This window comes from Neorhizobium huautlense (assembly GCF_030811685.1).
In the GTDB taxonomy this organism is placed as follows: Bacteria; Pseudomonadota; Alphaproteobacteria; order Rhizobiales; family Rhizobiaceae; genus Neorhizobium; species Neorhizobium huautlense_A.
Genome location: NZ_JAUSRF010000005.1, coordinates 242,218 through 260,109, shown reverse-complemented (window position 1 = coordinate 260,109; position 17,892 = coordinate 242,218). Strand labels below are relative to the sequence as shown.

General features: G+C 59.4%; 14 protein-coding genes. 7 read left to right on the top strand and 7 right to left on the bottom strand.

What is annotated here, in order from left to right; translation table 11 throughout:
* Nucleotides 1-15: 15 nt before the first annotated feature.
* The 4 genes from J2T09_RS09540 to J2T09_RS09525 all read right to left on the bottom strand — a co-directional run bounded on the left by J2T09_RS09540 (nt 16) and on the right by J2T09_RS09525 (nt 5,665).
* Nucleotides 16-1,590 (bottom strand): Re/Si-specific NAD(P)(+) transhydrogenase subunit alpha, encoded by a 1,575-nt coding sequence (locus J2T09_RS09540; RefSeq protein WP_306833639.1) that lies wholly within the window; start codon nt 1,588-1,590, stop codon nt 16-18.
* Nucleotides 1,591-2,701: 1,111 nt separating this feature from the next.
* On the bottom strand, nt 2,702-3,454 hold the full coding sequence (locus J2T09_RS09535) for an ABC transporter ATP-binding protein (RefSeq protein ID WP_306833637.1): 753 nt from the start codon (nt 3,452-3,454) through the stop codon (nt 2,702-2,704).
* A complete protein-coding gene (locus J2T09_RS09530; protein WP_306833898.1) occupies nt 3,448-4,521 on the bottom strand; it encodes a FecCD family ABC transporter permease in 1,074 nt (357 codons plus the stop codon). Before J2T09_RS09530 ends, J2T09_RS09535 begins: the two co-directional genes overlap by 7 nt.
* A gap of 13 nt (nt 4,522-4,534) precedes the next feature.
* A complete protein-coding gene (locus J2T09_RS09525) occupies nt 4,535-5,665 on the bottom strand; it encodes an ABC transporter substrate-binding protein (RefSeq protein ID WP_306833634.1) in 1,131 nt (376 codons plus the stop codon).
* A 107-nt stretch (nt 5,666-5,772) separates the two neighbouring features.
* Here J2T09_RS09525 and J2T09_RS09520 point away from each other — a divergent pair, with 107 nt between their 5' ends.
* Both J2T09_RS09520 and J2T09_RS09515 read left to right on the top strand, forming a co-directional pair.
* Entirely contained in the window at nt 5,773-6,585 is an 813-nt protein-coding gene (locus J2T09_RS09520; RefSeq protein WP_373458408.1) for a class I SAM-dependent methyltransferase, read from the top strand.
* 165 nt (nt 6,586-6,750) lie between these two features.
* Nucleotides 6,751-7,824, top strand: coding sequence for a glycosyltransferase family 4 protein (locus J2T09_RS09515; RefSeq protein ID WP_306833632.1), 1,074 nt, complete (start codon nt 6,751-6,753; stop codon nt 7,822-7,824).
* On the opposite strand, the gene J2T09_RS09510 is transcribed toward J2T09_RS09515, so the two are convergent.
* Nucleotides 7,821-9,278 (bottom strand): lipopolysaccharide biosynthesis protein, encoded by a 1,458-nt coding sequence (locus tag J2T09_RS09510; RefSeq protein WP_306833630.1) that lies wholly within the window; start codon nt 9,276-9,278, stop codon nt 7,821-7,823. The genes J2T09_RS09515 and J2T09_RS09510 overlap by 4 nt on opposite strands.
* A 98-nt stretch (nt 9,279-9,376) precedes the next feature.
* Here J2T09_RS09510 and J2T09_RS09505 point away from each other — a divergent pair, with 98 nt between their 5' ends.
* A complete protein-coding gene (locus tag J2T09_RS09505) occupies nt 9,377-10,537 on the top strand; it encodes a glycosyltransferase (RefSeq protein WP_306833628.1) in 1,161 nt (386 codons plus the stop codon).
* A gap of 67 nt (nt 10,538-10,604) precedes the next feature.
* Complete coding sequence (locus J2T09_RS09500) at nt 10,605-11,390, top strand: polysaccharide deacetylase family protein (RefSeq protein WP_306833626.1); 786 nt, start codon at nt 10,605-10,607, stop codon at nt 11,388-11,390.
* Here J2T09_RS09500 and J2T09_RS09495 read toward each other — a convergent pair whose 3' ends face one another.
* Both J2T09_RS09495 and J2T09_RS09490 read right to left on the bottom strand, forming a co-directional pair.
* Nucleotides 11,391-12,434: a glycoside hydrolase family 5 protein gene (locus tag J2T09_RS09495; protein ID WP_306833624.1), complete on the bottom strand. Its 1,044-nt coding sequence runs from the start codon at nt 12,432-12,434 to the stop codon at nt 11,391-11,393.
* 460 nt (nt 12,435-12,894) lie between these two features.
* Nucleotides 12,895-13,026 carry a hypothetical protein gene (locus tag J2T09_RS09490; protein ID WP_306833622.1) on the bottom strand — a complete coding sequence of 44 codons (132 nt, stop codon included), beginning with the start codon at nt 13,024-13,026 and terminating at the stop codon, nt 12,895-12,897.
* A gap of 22 nt (nt 13,027-13,048) precedes the next feature.
* On the opposite strand from J2T09_RS09490, the gene J2T09_RS09485 reads away from it, so the two are divergent.
* From J2T09_RS09485 to J2T09_RS09475, 3 genes are all read left to right on the top strand, one after another.
* The gene (locus J2T09_RS09485) at nt 13,049-14,305 is read left to right on the top strand and encodes an O-antigen ligase family protein (protein WP_306833620.1); all 1,257 of its coding nucleotides are present in this window, start codon (nt 13,049-13,051) and stop codon (nt 14,303-14,305) included.
* Nucleotides 14,256-15,128 (top strand): WecB/TagA/CpsF family glycosyltransferase, encoded by an 873-nt coding sequence (locus J2T09_RS09480; RefSeq protein ID WP_306833618.1) that lies wholly within the window; start codon nt 14,256-14,258, stop codon nt 15,126-15,128. The genes J2T09_RS09485 and J2T09_RS09480 overlap by 50 nt, the downstream gene beginning before the upstream one ends.
* Before the next feature lie 182 nt (nt 15,129-15,310).
* Entirely contained in the window at nt 15,311-17,872 is a 2,562-nt protein-coding gene (locus tag J2T09_RS09475; protein ID WP_306833615.1) for a GcvT family protein, read from the top strand.
* Nucleotides 17,873-17,892: the final 20 nt, after the last annotated feature.

Here is a 17,892-nt window from a genome sequence, read left to right as displayed (position 1 = left end):
AAAACCCCTACCTGATCACGACTTCTGGAACATGGCGAGCATGCGCCGTGTGACGAGGAACCCGCCGACGATGTTGATGGTGGCGACCAGAACCGAGAGCGCGGCCAGAATGACCACGAGCCAGTTGCCGGAGCCGACCTGCAACAGGGCGCCGAGGATGACGATGCCGGAAATGGCGTTGGTGACGGCCATCAGCGGCGTGTGCAGCGAATGCGACACGTTCCAGATGACCTGGAAACCGATGAAGCAGGCGAGTACGAACACGACAAAGTGGCTCATGAAGCTGGCGGGAGCGTAAGCACCAACGAGCAGCAGAAGGGCAGTACCGACGGCGAGCAGAATGGCCTGGTTCTTGGCCTGAGCCTTGAAGGCAGCACTTTCCTTGGCGCGCTTTTCTTCAGCGGTCAGTTCCTTGACCTTTTCCTTCGGCTTCTGCGCGGCGATTGCCTTGATTTTCGGCGGTGGCGGCGGGAAGGTGATCTCGCCTTCCTTGGTGACGGTCGCGCCACGGATAACGTCGTCTTCCATGTTGTGGACGACGATACCGTCCTTGGCCGGTGTCAGGTCCGTCATCATGTGGCGGATATTGGTCGAATAAAGCGTCGAGGACTGGGCGGCCATGCGGCTCGGGAAATCGGTGTAACCGATGACGGTGACGCCGTTTTCAGACACGACCTTCTGGTCGGCGACGGTGAGATCGCAATTGCCGCCACGCTCCGCCGCCAGATCGATGATGACCGAACCGGGCTTCATGGCGGCGACCATATCGGCCAGCCACAGCTTTGGTGCATCACGACCCGGAATGAGCGCCGTGGTGATGACGATGTCGATCTGCGGCGCGAGTTCGCGGAACTTTTCCAGCTGCTTTTCGCGGAATTCCGGCGAAGAAGGCGCGGCATAACCACCGGTGGCAGCGCCATCTTGGCTGTCGCCCTTGAAATCGAGGAAAACGAATTCAGCCCCCATGGATTCGATCTGCTCAGCCACTTCCGGGCGAACGTCGAAGGCATAGGTGATGGCGCCCAGCGAAGTGGCTGTGCCGATGGCGGCAAGACCGGCGACACCGGCGCCGATGACCAGAACCTTGGCAGGCGGAACCTTGCCGGCGGCGGTGACCTGACCGGTGAAGAAGCGACCGAAATTGTTGCCGGCCTCGATGACGGCGCGGTAACCGGCGATGTTGGCCATCGACGAGAGCGCATCCATCTTCTGGGCACGCGAAATGCGCGGCACCATGTCCATGGCGATGACGTTGACACCCTTCACCTTGGCTTCTTCGAGCAGCGCCGAATTCTGCGCCGGGTAGAAGAACGAGATCAGCGTCTTGCCCGGGCCGAGATTGGTAAGCTCGGCGCTTTCCGGCGGACGAACCTTTGCGATCACATCGGCCTCGGACGACAGCGCTGCGGCATTCTCGGCAACCGTCACGCCGGCGGCGCGATAGGCATCATCCGAAAAACCGGCAGCTTTGCCTGCACCCGCTTCGATCAAACATTCATAACCGAGCTTCTGCAATGCCAGCGCAGAATCCGGCGTCATCGCAACGCGCGCCTCGTTCTCTGCGCGTTCCTTCAACGCTCCAATCTTCATCGTCCCTGTCTTCCCTTCCCCGGTATTTCTCTCAGTGGTCGGCGGTATTTCCATCTCTACGGCGTCACGACAAGGTCACCTGAGCCCCAGAATGGCGCGTCTCGCGGCGAATGCGTGTCGTTAACGCATCATTTCCTCTTTACAGTCGAGATCATGCGGCGTCTGCGCCTCGCGGGCAAGCGACTGTGCGTCCTATTGACGCGAGAGGCGGCGGATATGGGCCCATAACATTATGGGCAGACTCACCCCTTGGCGATCTTGAGATTTTCAAAAAGCACCCGCCATTTGCGGGGCATGCGGTCGGGGCACTGAAAGCTGCCTCGTAATTTAGTTAGTAATTGACACCTCTCAGTGCCCCGTTCGACGGTTTTTGCCCGCGACTTCGGTTCCTCTGCGAAAGCCGTGCCCGTGATTTCTCACGAACCGGCGATCATGTGTGCCGCACAGGCACGCCCGGCGCGCTTCTTTCGGGCCTCAGAGGCATTGCGAGGTTTGATGCCCGCAACACCTCCCCCGTGTCGCCGGAGGAGAACCATTTTCCGCGAACCCAGTGCATGAGGTTTTGCGTCTCACCCTCATGCCCTGCGCCGGCTCCAACTCGCCGGGACGCCTCCCGGTGTATCCACGATGGAACGGGAGAATTGTAGGCATGGTTTTTGGGAGGGTGGACGAAGCCATTGCCAACTATTTTACAAGTGATTGATTTGGTTTGAAGATATTGTCAGGAAGAGCGGATTTTCTTACGAAAATGTCTTGTTTGCGACATGGGTGTCGCTTTTTGTGGGTAGGCAGAGGATGTGGGGGGCAACTTACCAAGCGCGTCCAGCGATCGGCTCACGTGTCGGAGGCTTTGCACGGCGACGTACTCTTTTTTCTCCGTCATCCTCGCCCTTTCTGTTGGAATCCGGCCACCGCGCGTCTGCCGGGTGAGAGAACGCTTTCTCGCGGTGGCTGTTAGCAAGCCTGAGGCGCCGTAGGCGCGGCGTCGCTCTATTCCGGCCAACCCTCGGGTTAACCCTGAGGGCGGATGACGCAGGAGAGGATCAAAGGAGATGTCGGCGCATGGGGAAAGAAGGCGGGCGACGCATAGTGACGACACCACGCCTGGCAATCACGCCACCCCATCCACCAAGAGATAGGGCTCGCCGCGCGAACACGTCTCGATACGAGACTCGACCTTGTACACATCCCGCAACATGGAAGGCGTGATGACCTCGGCGGTCGTGCCGCTGACGATCATGGTACCGCCGGCAATCACGATCGTGTTGTGGCAATAACGCAGCGCGTGATTGAGGTCATGCAGCGCGATCAGCACGATCATGCCGTTTCTTGCCGCAAGCTGGCTGACAAAGGCCAGAACCTCGATCTGGCGATGGAGGTCAAGCGCCGAGGTGGGTTCATCCATCAGCAGCACTTCCGGCTTGCGCACCAGCGCCTGCGCCAGCGAGACCAGCTGACGTTGGCCGCCCGACAGTTCACCAAGGCCACGAAAGGCGAGGTCCTCGATGCGCAACGCCTTCAGGATCTCGTCGATTTCGTTCAGCTCATCATCCTGCACCCGCCAGCCGCCGCCCTGTTTTGCGGACAAGAGAACGGATTCGTAGACGGTCAGAACGGCATTGGCGCCGGTATCCTGCGGCATGTAGCAGATGGAACGGTCGCCACGTTCGCTATCCGACAGCTGCACGAGGCCGGGGCCTGATATCAGCGAGGCGATGCGCTTGAACAGCGTCGACTTGCCGGCGGCATTGGGGCCGATGACGGCCGTCAGGCTGCCGCTTTCCAGCGTATCGATACCGATCTTCGAGAGCACGGTGACGCGGCCGTAGCTGGCGCCGACATCCTTCAGTGCAAGGCTTACCATGAGCGCCTCCTGTTGCCGAAAATCAGCGCGAAGAAGAAGGGCACACCGACCAGTGCGGTGATCACACCGATGGGCAGGATGGCGCCGGGGATGATGACCTTGCTGACCACTGATGTAACCGAGAGCAGCAGTGCGCCGCAGATGACCGAACCGGGCAGGAAGAAACGCTGGTCTTCACCGACGACCATGCGGGCGATATGCGGGCCGACGAGGCCGACAAAACCGATCGTTCCGACGAAGGACACCGGGATGGCGGCAAGCAGGCTGACGATCAGCATGGTTTCGAGCCGCAGCCTGCGGACATTGACGCCCATGCTGGCGGCCTTGTCATCGCCCAGACGCAGCGCCGTCAGCGCCCATGCCTTGCGCATGAACAGTGGCACGGTGACGACCAGCACGGCGGCGGTGACATAAACTTTTGCCCATGTCGCCTTGGTGAGGCTGCCCATCGTCCAGAAGACGACGGCGGCGAGCGCCTGTTCGGAAGCCAGATATTCGAGCAGCGACAGCGCCGCATTGAAGGTGAAGACCAGTGCGATGCCGAGCAGCACGATGGTTTCGACGCTGACGCCGCGCATGGTGGAGGCGAAATAGATGAACAGCGATGCAGCCATCGCCATCAGGAAGGCGTTGATCGGCACCATGTACTGCACGGCGGCCGGGAAGATGGCGACGCCTGCGACAAGCGCAAGCGCTGCGCCAAAACTGGCGGCAGCGGAAATGCCCAATGTAAAGGGGCTCGCCAGCGGATTGGCCAAAATGGTCTGCATCTGCGCGCCGGCGACAGACAGTGCTGCCCCGACCGTGACCGCCATCAGGGCGATCGGCATGCGGATATCCCAGATGACGACACGCAACTGGTTGCTGGCGGTGGACGGCGAAAAGATCGCCTGCAGCACTTCCGAGATCCTATAGTTTGCCGGTCCGAGCGCCATGTCGGCAGCGATGCTGAAGGCGAGTGCGGCCGTCAACACACAGAGGATGAGAATGCGCCGGAAGGCGAGAGCGCGATAGCGCTCCCGCCCTGCTGTGCTGGAACCGGCGACTGTGGATTGCTCCAGAGCCATGTTGGCCATCCGATCACTCGTCCTTCAGGGACACGAAGAAGCCCTGCTTGTAAGGAAGCGGCAGGAAACGCGCATGCAGTTCCTTGAACGTCGCTTCCGGATCGAGATCCTTGAAGAGGTCCGGGTGCAGCCACTTGGCGATCTCCTGGATGGCGACGAACTGGTACGGGTTGTTGTAGAACTGGTGCCAGATGGCGTGGACCTGTTTGTCCTCGACAGCCTTGACGCCGGTAAAGGCCGGGCGCTTGGTCAGCGCTTCGAGCTTGACCTTGGCTTCCTTCAGATCCGCACCGTAACCGACGCCGACCCAGGCGCCGCCGGGAACAAACGCTTCCCACATGCCGCCGGTAACGATGATCTGGTCAGGGTTGGAGGCGATGATCTGCTCCGGGTTGACCGTGCCGAACGTGCCCGGGATGATGCCGTTGGCCATATTCTTGCCGCCGGCGATCTCGACCATCTTGCCAAAGTTCTCATTGCCGAAGGACATGCAGCAATCATCGGAATAACCGCCGGCACGCTCGACGAAGACCACCGGTGCCTTCGGCTTTTCAGCGGCAAGCTTGTCGGTGACGACCTTGATGCTGTCGGCGCGGAACTTGATGAAGTCTTCCGCGACATCTTCCTTGCCCATCAGCTTGCCCATGATGCGCATGCTCGGCTCGGTGTTTTCCATCGGCTTTTCGCGGAAGTCGACATAGACCAGCGGAATGCCGACCTTGGCGAGCTTCTCGATGTAACCGGCTTCTTCCGTTGCGGTCTTGGCATCGACATTCATCAGGATGACGTCGGGCTTCAGCGCCACAGCCTGTTCGATGTTGAACGTGCCGTCCTTCATGCCGCCGAATGTCGGGATTTTGGCGATATCCGGATATTTTGCCAGATAGGCATCATAGGTTTCCGGGTCGGCCTTCGGCAGGTCATCGCGCCAGCCGACGACGTGCTGGAAAGGGTTTTCCTTGTCGAGTGCCGCGAGGAAATAGATCTGGCGGCCTTCGCCGAGGATCACATGCTTGACTGGCGCCTCGACCTCGACGTCGCGGCCGGTAACGTCCTTGACCGTGACCTTGTCGGCCAGAGCCGGGAAGACGGCTGAAAAAAGAAGTGCTGCCGACAGCGCGGCGACCTTGATATTGCGGGGCATGAATGCTCTCTCCCGTGGAAACCGAAGGCGCTCTATTCTTTTATGACTGGATCAGTCAAGTTTTATCTTTTAGAGCAATTCTCGACTATGTAAGCAGCGGACAACCAATGACTGCAATGCGCGAAAACCACGGCAAGAACTACAATCTGCGGGATGAGATAAAGGCCTATTGGTCGGCCCGTGCGGAAAAATTCGACCTTTCGCCGGGGCATGAAATTTTTTCCGAGGACGAGCGGCAGGCATGGCTGGCGCTCATCGAAAAACATCTGGGCAAGGGCAATGGGCGCGCGGCTCTCGACCTCGCTTCGGGCACGGCGGTCATTTCGCATCTGATGGACGATGCCGGTTTCAAGGTGACGGGGCTGGACTGGTCGGAAACCATGCTGGCGCTTGCCAGGGCCAAGGCGAAACAGCGCGGACGCGACATCAGTTTTCGCGTGGCGGATGCGGAGAACACGATGGAGCCGGATGCGAGCTACGACGTGATCGTGACCCGGCATTTGGTCTGGACGCTGGTGGACCCGACTGCCGCGTTCACCGAGTGGATGCGCGTACTGAAACCGGGCGGCAAACTGCTGGTCGTCGATGGCGATTTCGTCAATGTCGGGTTCTCCGAAAAGCTGGTGAAGAAACTCGCTGCCTGGCTGGAAAAGATCGGGGTGCTGAAGAAGGAACCGTCACATGCACCGCCGGAAATGGCCGGCAAGCATGAGGAAATTCTCTCTCAGGTGCATTTTTCGCGCGGCGCACGGGCAGATGATGTGGCAGCGCTTTTGCGGCACGCGGGTTTCGAAGCCGTGATGATCGATCACGACCTCAAGAAAATTCACCGCGCGCAGGCCAGACACCTGAGCTTCTTCAAGGCGACGGCACGCGGCCTGCAGCATCGTTATGCCATCTGCGCAACGAAACCGCTTTGAGTGGTCCGCATAAGAGGCCCATATAAGACGATTGTGATCTAAAAGCCGCATCTCACCCTTGTTCTTGCTTTGATCGCGAGCCTTGCTGCGGCTTGCATTTGTGAGCACTGCACAAAAATGCTCTTCATGCTCGGCGAATGGAATGATTTGCCGGGCTTGAAAGACATGACCGACCACAAAGACAAACCGCGCGTGCTGCAACTGGTGACCCATGACAAGATGGGCGGCGTGCGCACATTGGTGGACATGGTGACGGCCGGCCTCGAAGAGCGCGGTTTTATCGTGGAAAGCCGAGGCCTGCGGCATGGCGGCGCGGTCGACACCATCAAGAACATGGGCTCGCTGGCGCGCGACATTCTTAAAGGTCGTTATCAGGCCATCCTCACCTACCAGATCGCCGCCTCTATCTATGGCAATTTTTTCGGCTTTTTGGCACGCGTGCCGATGCGCATCTCACATCATACCGCTTCGCCCGAGGGTCTGCGGCCGCATTGGCGGGCGATCGACAAGGTGTTCGGCACGATCGGCGTCTATACGCATATGGTGATGAACTCGCATGCCACGCGTGATGCCTTCGGCAGCTGGCCGAAAGCCTACAAGAAACATTTCATCGACATCATCCACGGCGTCGATCCGCTGCCTGAAGCGCCGGGAAAGATCGACTGGCGGGAAAAACGCAAAATTCCGGCCGATGCAACGGTTCTGGTCGCGACGGGCCGGCTTGTCGGGCAGAAGAACCACACCACGGCAATCGGCGCATTGGCGCTGCTGTCCGGCGTGCACCTGATCATCGCCGGCGACGGGCCGGATCAGGCGGCACTGGAAAATCAGGCGCAGCAGCTCGGCGTGTTCGACCGGCTGCATCTGATCGGCGCTGTCGACCGCGCCGATCTCGGTGACGTACTTGCTGCCGGCAATATCTACGTGTTCCCGTCGATCTGGGAGACATTTGGTCTGGCCGGCGTGGAAGCGACGATGGCCGGGCTGCCGGTGGTGGCCGCTGACCTGCCGGTGCTGCGGGAAGTGCTCTCCACCGGCGACCCGGTCGGTGTGCAGGCGATGACGCGGTTTCATGACGTGCGTAATGCCGACGAACTGGCCTTGGCCGTGCAGGACATGATGGCCCATTACCCGTCTGCCGAGATACGCACGAGTTACGGTCGCATGCAGGTGGAACGGCATGGACGCGCGCATATGCTGGCGCTTTACGGGGATCTGCTGGCACCGCTGAAGGCTTAGGCCCGCGACAGTTTACCCATCAGCTTTGCGGTCACCTCGCCGATATTGAAAATATTCCAGCGCAGCGCAAAAAAGGCGCTGACGATGCCGATCAGCACGATGCTGATCGTGTTTGCCCAGAGATGGCCGATCAGCACCTGCAGTTCCAGACCGATGACGGTGAGACTGAAACCGGCGGCCAGAAGCATGCCGGCACTCACCCAATCTATCGGCATACGGGCGTGTTTTGGCGCACCGGCGATCAGGATGATGAGCGCCACCGTCTGCCCGATTGCAAACGAGAAGGCAGCGCCTTTCGGCCCCATATCCGGCACAAGCATGAAAGCGGCCACAACGGCTGCGGCAACCATTGCGACCGAGGCGATCAGCTCGAGCACGGATGAGGCGCCGAGATAGATGATCTGGCCGAAATAATGGGCGCGCATGATCAGGATGGCATTGCCGATCAGCAGATATGGCATGACCTCGAGCGCCAGATCGACATAACTCGGAGCAAGGATGATGCTGAAGACGAGACGACCGAGGACGATAAAGGCTGTCGTGCCGAACACGACGATGAACAGTTGCGAGACAAAACTGCGGCGCAGCACCTGCCCGACCTCGTGCTCATTCTCGTTCAGCAGGTGTTTTCTGGCATGGGCGATGTAACCGGCGCTGATCGCTTCGGCGAGAACCAGAAAGGTCTGTTTCATCAAGTCCATGACCGCGCCGTAAGGCGCGACCGAAGCCGCATTGGTGTAGTGCTCGAGCACGATACGGTCGATATTCAACGCACCCGCCGACGCACCGAAGGCAAAGATCAGCGGCCAGCCGTAACGCAACATGCCGAAAACATCGCTTTTCAGCGGCCAGACAAACCCCTTGGCCCAGCTGGTGCGGGCGAGAAAAACAAAAATCGGGATGGCGCCGAGCGCATACCCGATGCCGATCGCGATCAGCAGTGCCGTCGGGCTGTCGAACAGGTAAAGCGCCACGCAGCCGAGCAACATGGAAAGCGCGCTGCGCAGGATGGTGGCGATGGCGACGAGACCGGGCCGCAGCCGGGCACGGGCGATTTCCGTGGAGGCGAAATAGGCGGTAAAACAGATCGCCAGAAAGGCCGAACCCCAAGCAATGTGGATTTCCAGCGTGTTCGTCGCGGCCAGCACGGCGATCACGGCAAGCGCCGGTACGGTCATCACCGCCGAGATAACGAGAAGCGATCCGGCAAACCGGTCTGCAGCCTCATGCGTATAAGTGCCGAAATGCGCGAACACCGCCCATTGCACGGTCAGGCTGTAAACGATGAAGCAGATCGAAAAACCGATCAGATATTCACCGTAAAGATGCGCATCGGACAGACGGGTAAACAGCGCCACGGCCACGATATTGAAGATCGCGGCGGCCACCCGGCACAGCAGATAGACGAGAACATCACTCTCGCCCGATTGCGTTTTTTGCGCTTCCTCGGCCATTCGCCTCGCATTAATGATTGCTGCCTAAAATACGCAGGCTGCGATCCTGGATGGATATCCTCCTCCGAGGAAAGTTCAAAGCTGATAATGGCGGATCAATGGTTACCAATCCCTCTCGTGCTATCGAGAATGCTAATGGACGACTGTGTTTTCTGGTTCGGGGCCTGGATGGCGGCGGCGCGCAGCGCGATGCCATTCTGCTTGCCAACGAATTGCAGGGACACGGCATCGATACCGCCATCGTCACCTTGCAGAGCACAGGGCCTCTGAATGCGTTGATCAGCCCGGATGTGCCGGTGATCGATCTGGGTGATGGCGCCAAGATAAGGCTGGCTTTTGCGGGGCCGGCCATTCGCAGACTGCTGGTGAAGGGGCGGCCGAAGGGCGTTGTCTCCGCCGAGGCAGCACCCAATGCGCTTCTGGCCATGGCGTCGCGTTTCGTGTCGAAAGCAACGCGCCCGTGGATCATCCTGCGCGAGGCGGCAAGCCCGGTTCAGGCGCGGCTGAACGATCCCTATTGGCAGAACCGGCTGGCCTACCGGATGGCGCCAAAACTTTACCCAATGGCCGATGTGGTGATGACGCTGACGGAGGGTGCGCGCACCGACCTGATCGAGCATTTTTCCGTTCCGGCGCAAAAGATCGTCAATCTCGGCACCAATGCGGTGATTACGCCGGCGATCCGGGCCGAGATCGATGGCGCGGCTCGTTCGCCCGAACCGGGTCACATCTTTTCCGTGGGGCGACTTTCGCCGGAAAAAGGATTTTTGACGCTGATCGAAGCCTTTGCGCTGCTGCGAAAGCAAAGGCCGGTCAAACTGACGATTATTGGTGAGGGATCAGAGAGGTCGAACCTCGAAGCACGCATTTCAGAGCTGGGTGTCGGCGGCGACATCAACCTTCCCGGCCACCATCCGCACCCGATCGAAGCACTGTCGAAGGCATCGCTGTTCGTTTCCTCCTCCAGCCATGAGGGGCTGGGCAATGCGATCATCGAGGCGATGGCCTGCGGTATTCCGGTCGCCTGTACCGACGCGCCGCATGGGCCGCGCGAAATTCTGCAAGGCGGCGCACTTGGCCCGCTTGTGCCGGTGGGTGATGCCGCGGCACTTGCCCGCGCCATGGCCGATGTGCTCGACCGGCAGACCGATATAAATGCGCTTCGACAAAGGGCGATGCAGTTTTCGGTTGAGCGGGCCGCGCAAGCATTCGAAGATGTGCTTTCGGCAAAAGGGTTATTTTTGAGAAGTAACCATTAACATGGAAAATACTTACCCGATGCGACGTTCTGGATTAGAGAAACGGCATCACTCTACTGGGGGCGGTATGACGGATAATGGTGCGGGCCGCGGCATGCGGTCGAATTCACCGCAGGAAATTCTCTACGGATTTTCCCGCAAGATCGGCAGGCATGTGCATTTCAGACCCTATAGTCTGAAACTGGATGAGGCTGTCGTCGCTTTTACTTTCGACGATTTTCCCGTGTCCTGCTACCAGAACGCGGCACCGGCTCTGGAAGATGCCGGCATGCGCGGCACATTCTATCTGGCGACCGGGTTGATGGGCCGATACGAAAACGGCCAGCTGATCGTCGACGAAGCCATGGTTCGCGATCTCTCCGACAAGGGACATGAAATCGGGGGCCACACCCATGATCATGTCAATGTGCAGCGCACCCCGCTTGTCGACCTCAAGGAAGACGTGCGCCGCAACGACCGCATCATTTCCGAGATCGTCGGCCATTCGAAGCCGGTGTCCTTTGCCTATCCGTTCGGCATGATCTCGGTGATGTCGAAACTGACGCTGATGAACCGTTATCCGGCACTGCGTGGTATCAAGGTCGGCACCAATCACGGCATTATCGACCTCGCACATCTGAAGGCGCAGGAGCTCTATGATTGCTCGCAGGATTCGGGCTCGATCGACGCCATGCTGGATGATGCCCAGCGCCGCAAGGGCTGGCTGATCTTCTATACCCATGACGTGCGGCCCGACCCGACCAATATCGGCTGCACGCCGGGCTTCTTTGCCGAAGTGGTGGAGAAGGTTCGCAAGCGCGGCATGAAGGTGGAAACCGTGATCGACACGATCAACCGCCTGGGGATCGCCTGATTATTTGCCGGTGAGCGCGTCGCGCAGTTCGACGCGCCATTTTTTAGCCAGATAATCCCACGGGCCGAATTCGTCGGATGAAAAATCCCACCAGGCCCAACTGAAACCGCGCTTTTCCGCTTCGTCACGCATGATGCGGGCATAACGCACGCGGTCTTCATAACCGGCGATCGAATTGGCGCCGAATTCGCCCAGAAAGATCGGACGATTATAGTCACGTGACCATTCGAGTGCGATATCGAGCGGCTCGTTGATCTTTGCGATCTGCGCCTTGGAGCAGCAGGGTGTGCCGACCCAGCCGGCCGAGTTTTCGATCCAGCTTGCGCCCTGCATGGTGAATTCGAACGGCGCATAATTGTGGACGGACACGATCAACCGGCGATCGTCTTGCGGCAGTTCCAGCGTTTCCAGCCCCCAGGCGGTGGCCCAGTTGCCGGCATCGACGATGACAAAACGATCCGGATTGCTTTTGCGGATCACGGCGAGCGTGTCTGCGACCAGCTGGTTCCAGACATCGCCGTCGGTCTTTCCGTGCGGTTCGTTGTAAATCTCGAACAGCACCTTTTCGACCGGCTCGGAACGATAACGTTCGGCGATCTGCTGCCAGATCAGCCTGAAGCGTTCGCGCAGGCCATCGTCGGACAAGTCGGCGCGACCTTCGCCCGCATCCAGCGGATCGCCATCCATCTGCCGGTAATGGTGAAAATCGATGATGATGGTGAGATCTTCCGCCAGCGCCGATTTCACGGCCTCATCGACATGGCGCATAAAACCTTCGTCCAGCGCATAAGGCGCTGTCAGGCCCGCGTGATTGCTGAAGCGCACCGGCAAGCGAACAGTGGCAAACCCGCCTTGCCTGACGGCCTTGAAGAGTGAGCGATCAAGGTGTTTTGCGCGATCGACGGCATCGGGCGCTTCCAGAATGCCACCGAAATTGACTCCACGACCAAGCGCTACCGTCTGCTCTTCGGCTGTGCGCGGCGATTGGGCGGCAGCAGGGGTAGCGACGAGGAGAAGAGTGAGAGCGAGGAGCGTGGCTTTCAATGGACATATGTCGAAGGTGCGGCTTGCTCCCGATGATCTCCCCCCTTGAGGGGGAGATGTCACCGAAAGGTGACAGAGGGGGGGAAGCAACGGTGCGGCAGATGGGGCGAAATCGGCATTTGCGCCAGGACTACCCCCCTCTGCCCTGCCGGGCATCTCCCCCTCAAGGGGGGAGATCAGCTGGGCGTGCCGTTCTAAATCCAAACGAGATTGATAAGCCTTTAAAAATGAGATTTCCGGGAAGTTATAGCAAGCCCCACTGCCAAAACCCGTCCACGTGGCCAAACCGGTGAAAAACGACAAAAACTTCAAGCGTCTCACCCTTCTGGCGCAACAGATATGGCCCACAGGATACATGAAACCCGCGCCCCGCGCCGACACATCCCCCTTCGTGGTTAAGCCGCCGCAAACCGCAACCAACCAGCCTTGGCAAATTCTTAATGCGACATCGCTAATCTAATCAGACTGACGGAAAGGTGCCCGGCGAGGGTGAAAACCAGACGGAGTTCAGCACAGTGCCGACAGACAGCGAAATCGCCACCGGCAGACCGGCCGCCCCGCGGGCAAGCCTTGCCGCGCGGCTGCTGTTCATCGGCGTTTTCCTGCTCTACTGGGTGACGCTGACGCCGTTTACCGACCTGAGTGTCGATCCATCGACATCAAAGCCGCCGGGCTGGACGCAGGGCATCATGGTGCTTTTGACGCTGATGCTGGTCGCCTTTGCCGCGACCAATGCGCAGGCGCGCAAACTGGTGCTGCAGCCGCGCATCGTGTTCGGCACGCTGTTCTTCTGGCTGCTGCTGACCGCCATTCTCTCCGTCGATCCCGCCGGCGCGCTGAAACGTTCGATCATTGCCATCATGGTCACGCTCAGCGCGGGCATTCTGCTTCTCCTGCCGGCAAGCGAGGAGGAATTTGCGCGGCTGCTGGGCAAGAGCGTGCTGATCGTGCTGGGGCTTTGTTATTTCGGCGTGATCTTCGTGCCCTATCTCTCGGTTCACCAGCCCAACGATTTTCTGGAGCCGGAACATGCCGGCCTGTGGCGCGGGCTTTACGTCCAGAAGAACGAAGCGGGCGGCGTCATGGCGATGTTCTGCTTTTTCGGGCTCTATCTGGCACGGTCATGGTCGCGCGTGATCGGGCTTCTCATCTTCGCCGCAAGCGCCTTCTTCCTTCTCAAGACAGGCGCCAAGACCTCGACGGCGCTGATGCCGGTCATCCTTGTTCTTGCCTTCATCTTCGAACGGTTTCGCTGGGCGCGTCCCCTCATCGTTTTCGGGGGCGTGGGCCTCATCAACTTTTCCACTGTCGGGGTGGTTGCCCTGCCGGCAGTGCGCGATTTCGTGACCTCGCTCGGCATCGACGCGACCTTTACCGCACGCGCCGACATCTGGAATCTCGCACTTGCAGCAATCGGCGAAAACCCCGTTTTCGGATATGGGTTTGATAGTTTCTGGGGTACTAACACGCTGGTGAACAGTGACCTCGGCGCCTTCACCTGGGCCGTAAGAGCAGTAGATGCGCACAACGCCTATGTAGACGCCATGGTTAACATGGGATTACCAGGGCTACTTATTCTGATATTTTGTCTACTTTACGTCCCGCTAAGAAGCTTTAATATTCAAAGCGATCGAAACAATTCTAACAATATTTCCCGGCTGTTCTTAAGAGTTTGGCTCTACGGTATCTTCCTGGCCTGCTTGGAAAGCGTCTTCTTGGCGCGATCCGGCCCATTTTGGTTCACGTTGTCCGCAGCAATGTTCGGCTTGGCTTACCAGGCCCGCTGCAGCATCGTCAGAGATACGGAGCAAGGGACAGTTCATGACAGAGCTTTCGCCCCGCGGCGTCCCATCGCAATGGGGCAACGATAACAGCGACAAATACGCAGAACATACTCTGCTCGGCTTCAAGTTTTCCACCTGGAACGAGGAGGTCATGCTGGCGGCGCTTTCAGCGCCTGCTCCGCGAGGCGAAGGCCTGCAACTGCTCGTCACCGCCAATGTCGACCATATCGTTCGCCTGACCCAGGATGCGGAATTCCGCGAAGCCTATCGCTCCTCGTGGAAGGCCGTGGTCGATGGCATGCCGGTGCTGATCTATGCCCGGCTGCGCGGCGCGCCGATTCCCGGCCGCCTGACCGGCTCCGACCTGTTTCCGAAACTGCTGAACAAGCTTTCACCTGACCGGCATCGCCTGCTCTTCGTCTGCGCCGACGAGGAAACGGCGATCAAGCTGAACGAGCGCGTGCGCGAACTCGGCTTTACCGATCATCTGTCGATCACCGCGCCGATGGGCTTTGAAAAGAACGAGGCCTTCGGCACCTGGCTGACCTCGCTTGCCCGCAAACAGCAGACGACCCATCTCTTCCTCGGGCTCGGCGCGCCGAAATCGGAAAAATGGATGTCGCAGCATCGCCATGAAATGCCGGATTGCTATGGTCTGGCGTTTGGCGCGGCGCTGCAGTTTTACGCCGGCACCAAACGTCGTGCGCCCAAAATCGTCTCGAAGATCGGGCTGGAATTTTTATGGCGCGTGGCGAGCGAGCCAAAGCGTCTGGCCAAGCGTTATTTCATCTTCTCCTGGCCCTTCGTGACCGCGATCATTCGCGACCTCGCCGGCAAGCCGATCGCCGGCTCAGAGGACCCGGTCATCGTGCAACAGCAGGCGGAAATCGAAAAGAGACGCGCCTCCTGAGGCGCTACGCACAAATCATCACAGCCATCGGACGGTCGGGCCAACACCCGGCCGTTTTCGTTTGCGACATTGCCTGCGCTGATCGCCATGGCGCATCGTTGTTCGTGCATGTCGTATTCTGAAGAGGTGGCGCATGTTACTCCTCATAAGATCGCCCGACATTTCGAAGCACGAGGCATGTTATGGCAGAATTTCCGGGCAAGGCTAAAGTCGTCATCATCGGGCTCGGCGGCATCGTCGGCGCCTCGATCGCCCACCACCTGATCGAGCGCGGCTGGGACGACATCGTCGGCATCGACAAGTCGGGCATCCCGACCGATATCGGCTCCACTGCCCACGCTTCGGACTTCTGCTACACCACAAGCCACGATTACCTGTCGGTCTGGACCACCCAGTATTCGATCGACTTCTACGAAAAGATGGGCCACTACGCCCGTATCGGCGGTCTGGAAGTGGCGCGCACCGGCGACGACACCTGGATGGAGGAGATCAAGCGCAAGGTCACCTCGGGCAAGGCCTTTGGCACCAATGTGCGCCTCGTCACTCCTGCCGAGATCAAGGAGATGTTCCCGCTGATCGAGGAGGATCAGGTTCAGGGCGGCATGTTCGATCCCGACGCAGGCCTCGTCATTCCGCGCAGCCAGACGGTTGCCGGCAAGCTGGTCGATGCCGGTGAAAAGGCGGGCAAGCTAAAAGTGTTCGGCAATACGCCGGCGACATCTCTCATCGTCGAAGGCGGCCGCATCAAGGGTGTCGTCACCCATCGCGGCACGATCATGGCCGATCACGTCATCGTCTGTGCCGGTATCTGGGGCCGCCTGATCGCCGAAATGGTGGGAGAAGACCTTCCCGTCATGCCGGTCGATCATCCGCTGACCTTTTTTGGCCCCTATAACGAGTTCGAAGGCACCGGCAAGGAGATCGGTTTTCCGCTGCTGCGCGACCAGGGCAATTCGGCCTATATGCGCGATACCGGCGACCCGAAAACGACCGAGGGCGGCCAGATCGAGTGGGGGTATTACGAGACCACCAATCCACGCCTCTGCCACCCGCGCGACATCCTCGAAAAACACGAGGCACGCCTGTCACCCTCGCAGCGCGACCTTGACATGGAGCAGATCCTCGAGCCGCTGGAAAAGGCGATCGAACTGACGCCTATTCTCGGCGAACTGGGTTATAACGAAGGCCATTCCTTCAACGGTCTGCTGCAGGTGTCGGCCGGCGGCGGCGCTTCCTGCGGCGAAAGCCAGAAGGTGCGCGGGCTCTGGTATTGCGTGGCCATCTGGGTCAAGGACGGCCCGGCCTACGGAAAACTGATCGCCGACTGGATGACCGACGGCCGCACCGAGGTGGACCACAACTCCATCGATTACGCGCGTTTCTATCCGCACCAGCTGGAAGAAAAGTTCATCGAAGGTCGCACCTATGAGGCAGCCCAGAAGATTTACTTCCCGGCCGTGCATCCGCGCGAACCTTATGCGACCGGTCGCGGTGCCAAAAAGTCGCCGTTCCACGAGCGCGAAAAGGAACTCGGCGGTTATTTCATGGAGCTTGGCGGCTGGGAGCGTGCCCACGGTTACGCCGCCAACGAGCATCTTCTCGAAAAATACGGCAATCAGGTGCCGGAGCGCGAAAACGAATGGGACAGCCGCCATTTCTGGCGCGTCTCGAATGCCGAACATCTGGCGATGAGCGAGGATTGCGGCATCGTCAATCTCAGCCACTTCCACATGGTCGATATCGGAGGGCCGGATCATGTCGAACTTCTGGAATGGCTCTGCGCGGCAAAGATCGGCGGCGACGGCAATATCGGCAAGGGCATATACACCCACTTCCTCGATGACGAGGGCATGGTGCGCGCCGACTTCACCGTTTTCCGCATGGAAGATCGCGGTCGCCTCGTGAATGGTGCCGATGCCGGCCCGCGCGATTACCATTACATGAAGCGTGTGGCCGAGGATCGTGGCCTCGATGTCACCATTACCGACGTTTCGGAAAAGTTCATTACAATAGGCATCTGGGGTCCGAATGCCCGCGAAACGCTGAAAAAGGTGGTGGCAGACCCGGACGGCCTGAACATTGAAAACTTCGCCTTCGCGGCCATCAAGCCGATCGAAATCGCCGGCAAATCTGTCTCCGCCTTCCGCATTTCCTATGTCGGTGAGCAGGGCTGGGAACTGCATATGAAATACGAGGACGGACTCGCTGTCTGGGACGCTTTGCGCGCGACAGGCGTGATGGCTTTCGGCGTCGAGACCTATGCCAACTCGCGCCGCATGGAAAAGTCTCTGCGCCTTCAGAACGGCGATCTGCTGACCCAATACAACCTGATCGAAGCAGATCTGGCGCGCCCGAAAGTCAAAGAAGCGGATTTCCGAGGCAAACAGAAACATCTCGAATACAAGGCGCGCGAACACCAGCCCGCCATGCTGTGCACGCTGGTCATGACCGAAAACACCGATGCGGCGGGCGTCAAACGTTATCCGGTCGGCAACCTGCCGGTCATGGACCCGGAAACGGGTGCGGTTCTGGTCGATGAACTGGGCCGTCGCTCCTACACGACCTCGATCGCTTACGGCCCGACGGTGGGCAAGAACATCGCGCTCGCCTATCTGCCGTGGTCGCATGCCCAGGTCGGCCGCAAGCTGAATGTCGAATATTTTGCCGAGACATATCCGGTGGAAGTGGTGAGTGTTGGTTACAAGCCGCTCTACGATCCGGAGAACCTGAAGCCGCGGAGTTGACCGGAGCGATCGGCTCCCTT

What these genes read in the sequence shown, in the direction of transcription:
- J2T09_RS09520 (WP_373458408.1), top strand. Translation starts at nt 5,773, where the DNA reads ATGACTGCAATGCGCGAAAACCACGGCAAGAACTACAATCTGCGGGAT.
- J2T09_RS09510 (WP_306833630.1), bottom strand. Translation starts at nt 9,278, where the DNA reads ATGGCCGAGGAAGCGCAAAAAACGCAATCGGGCGAGAGTGATGTTCTC.
- J2T09_RS09515 (WP_306833632.1), top strand. Translation starts at nt 6,751, where the DNA reads ATGACCGACCACAAAGACAAACCGCGCGTGCTGCAACTGGTGACCCAT.
- J2T09_RS09505 (WP_306833628.1), top strand. Translation starts at nt 9,377, where the DNA reads ATGGTTACCAATCCCTCTCGTGCTATCGAGAATGCTAATGGACGACTG.
- J2T09_RS09540 (WP_306833639.1), bottom strand. Translation starts at nt 1,590, where the DNA reads ATGAAGATTGGAGCGTTGAAGGAACGCGCAGAGAACGAGGCGCGCGTT.
- J2T09_RS09535 (WP_306833637.1), bottom strand. Translation starts at nt 3,454, where the DNA reads ATGGTAAGCCTTGCACTGAAGGATGTCGGCGCCAGCTACGGCCGCGTC.
- J2T09_RS09480 (WP_306833618.1), top strand. Translation starts at nt 14,256, where the DNA reads ATGACAGAGCTTTCGCCCCGCGGCGTCCCATCGCAATGGGGCAACGAT.
- J2T09_RS09500 (WP_306833626.1), top strand. Translation starts at nt 10,605, where the DNA reads ATGACGGATAATGGTGCGGGCCGCGGCATGCGGTCGAATTCACCGCAG.
- J2T09_RS09525 (WP_306833634.1), bottom strand. Translation starts at nt 5,665, where the DNA reads ATGCCCCGCAATATCAAGGTCGCCGCGCTGTCGGCAGCACTTCTTTTT.
- J2T09_RS09475 (WP_306833615.1), top strand. Translation starts at nt 15,311, where the DNA reads ATGGCAGAATTTCCGGGCAAGGCTAAAGTCGTCATCATCGGGCTCGGC.
- J2T09_RS09530 (WP_306833898.1), bottom strand. Translation starts at nt 4,521, where the DNA reads ATGGCTCTGGAGCAATCCACAGTCGCCGGTTCCAGCACAGCAGGGCGG.
- J2T09_RS09490 (WP_306833622.1), bottom strand. Translation starts at nt 13,026, where the DNA reads ATGAACAGCAGCCGCGCGGCAAGGCTTGCCCGCGGGGCGGCCGGTCTG.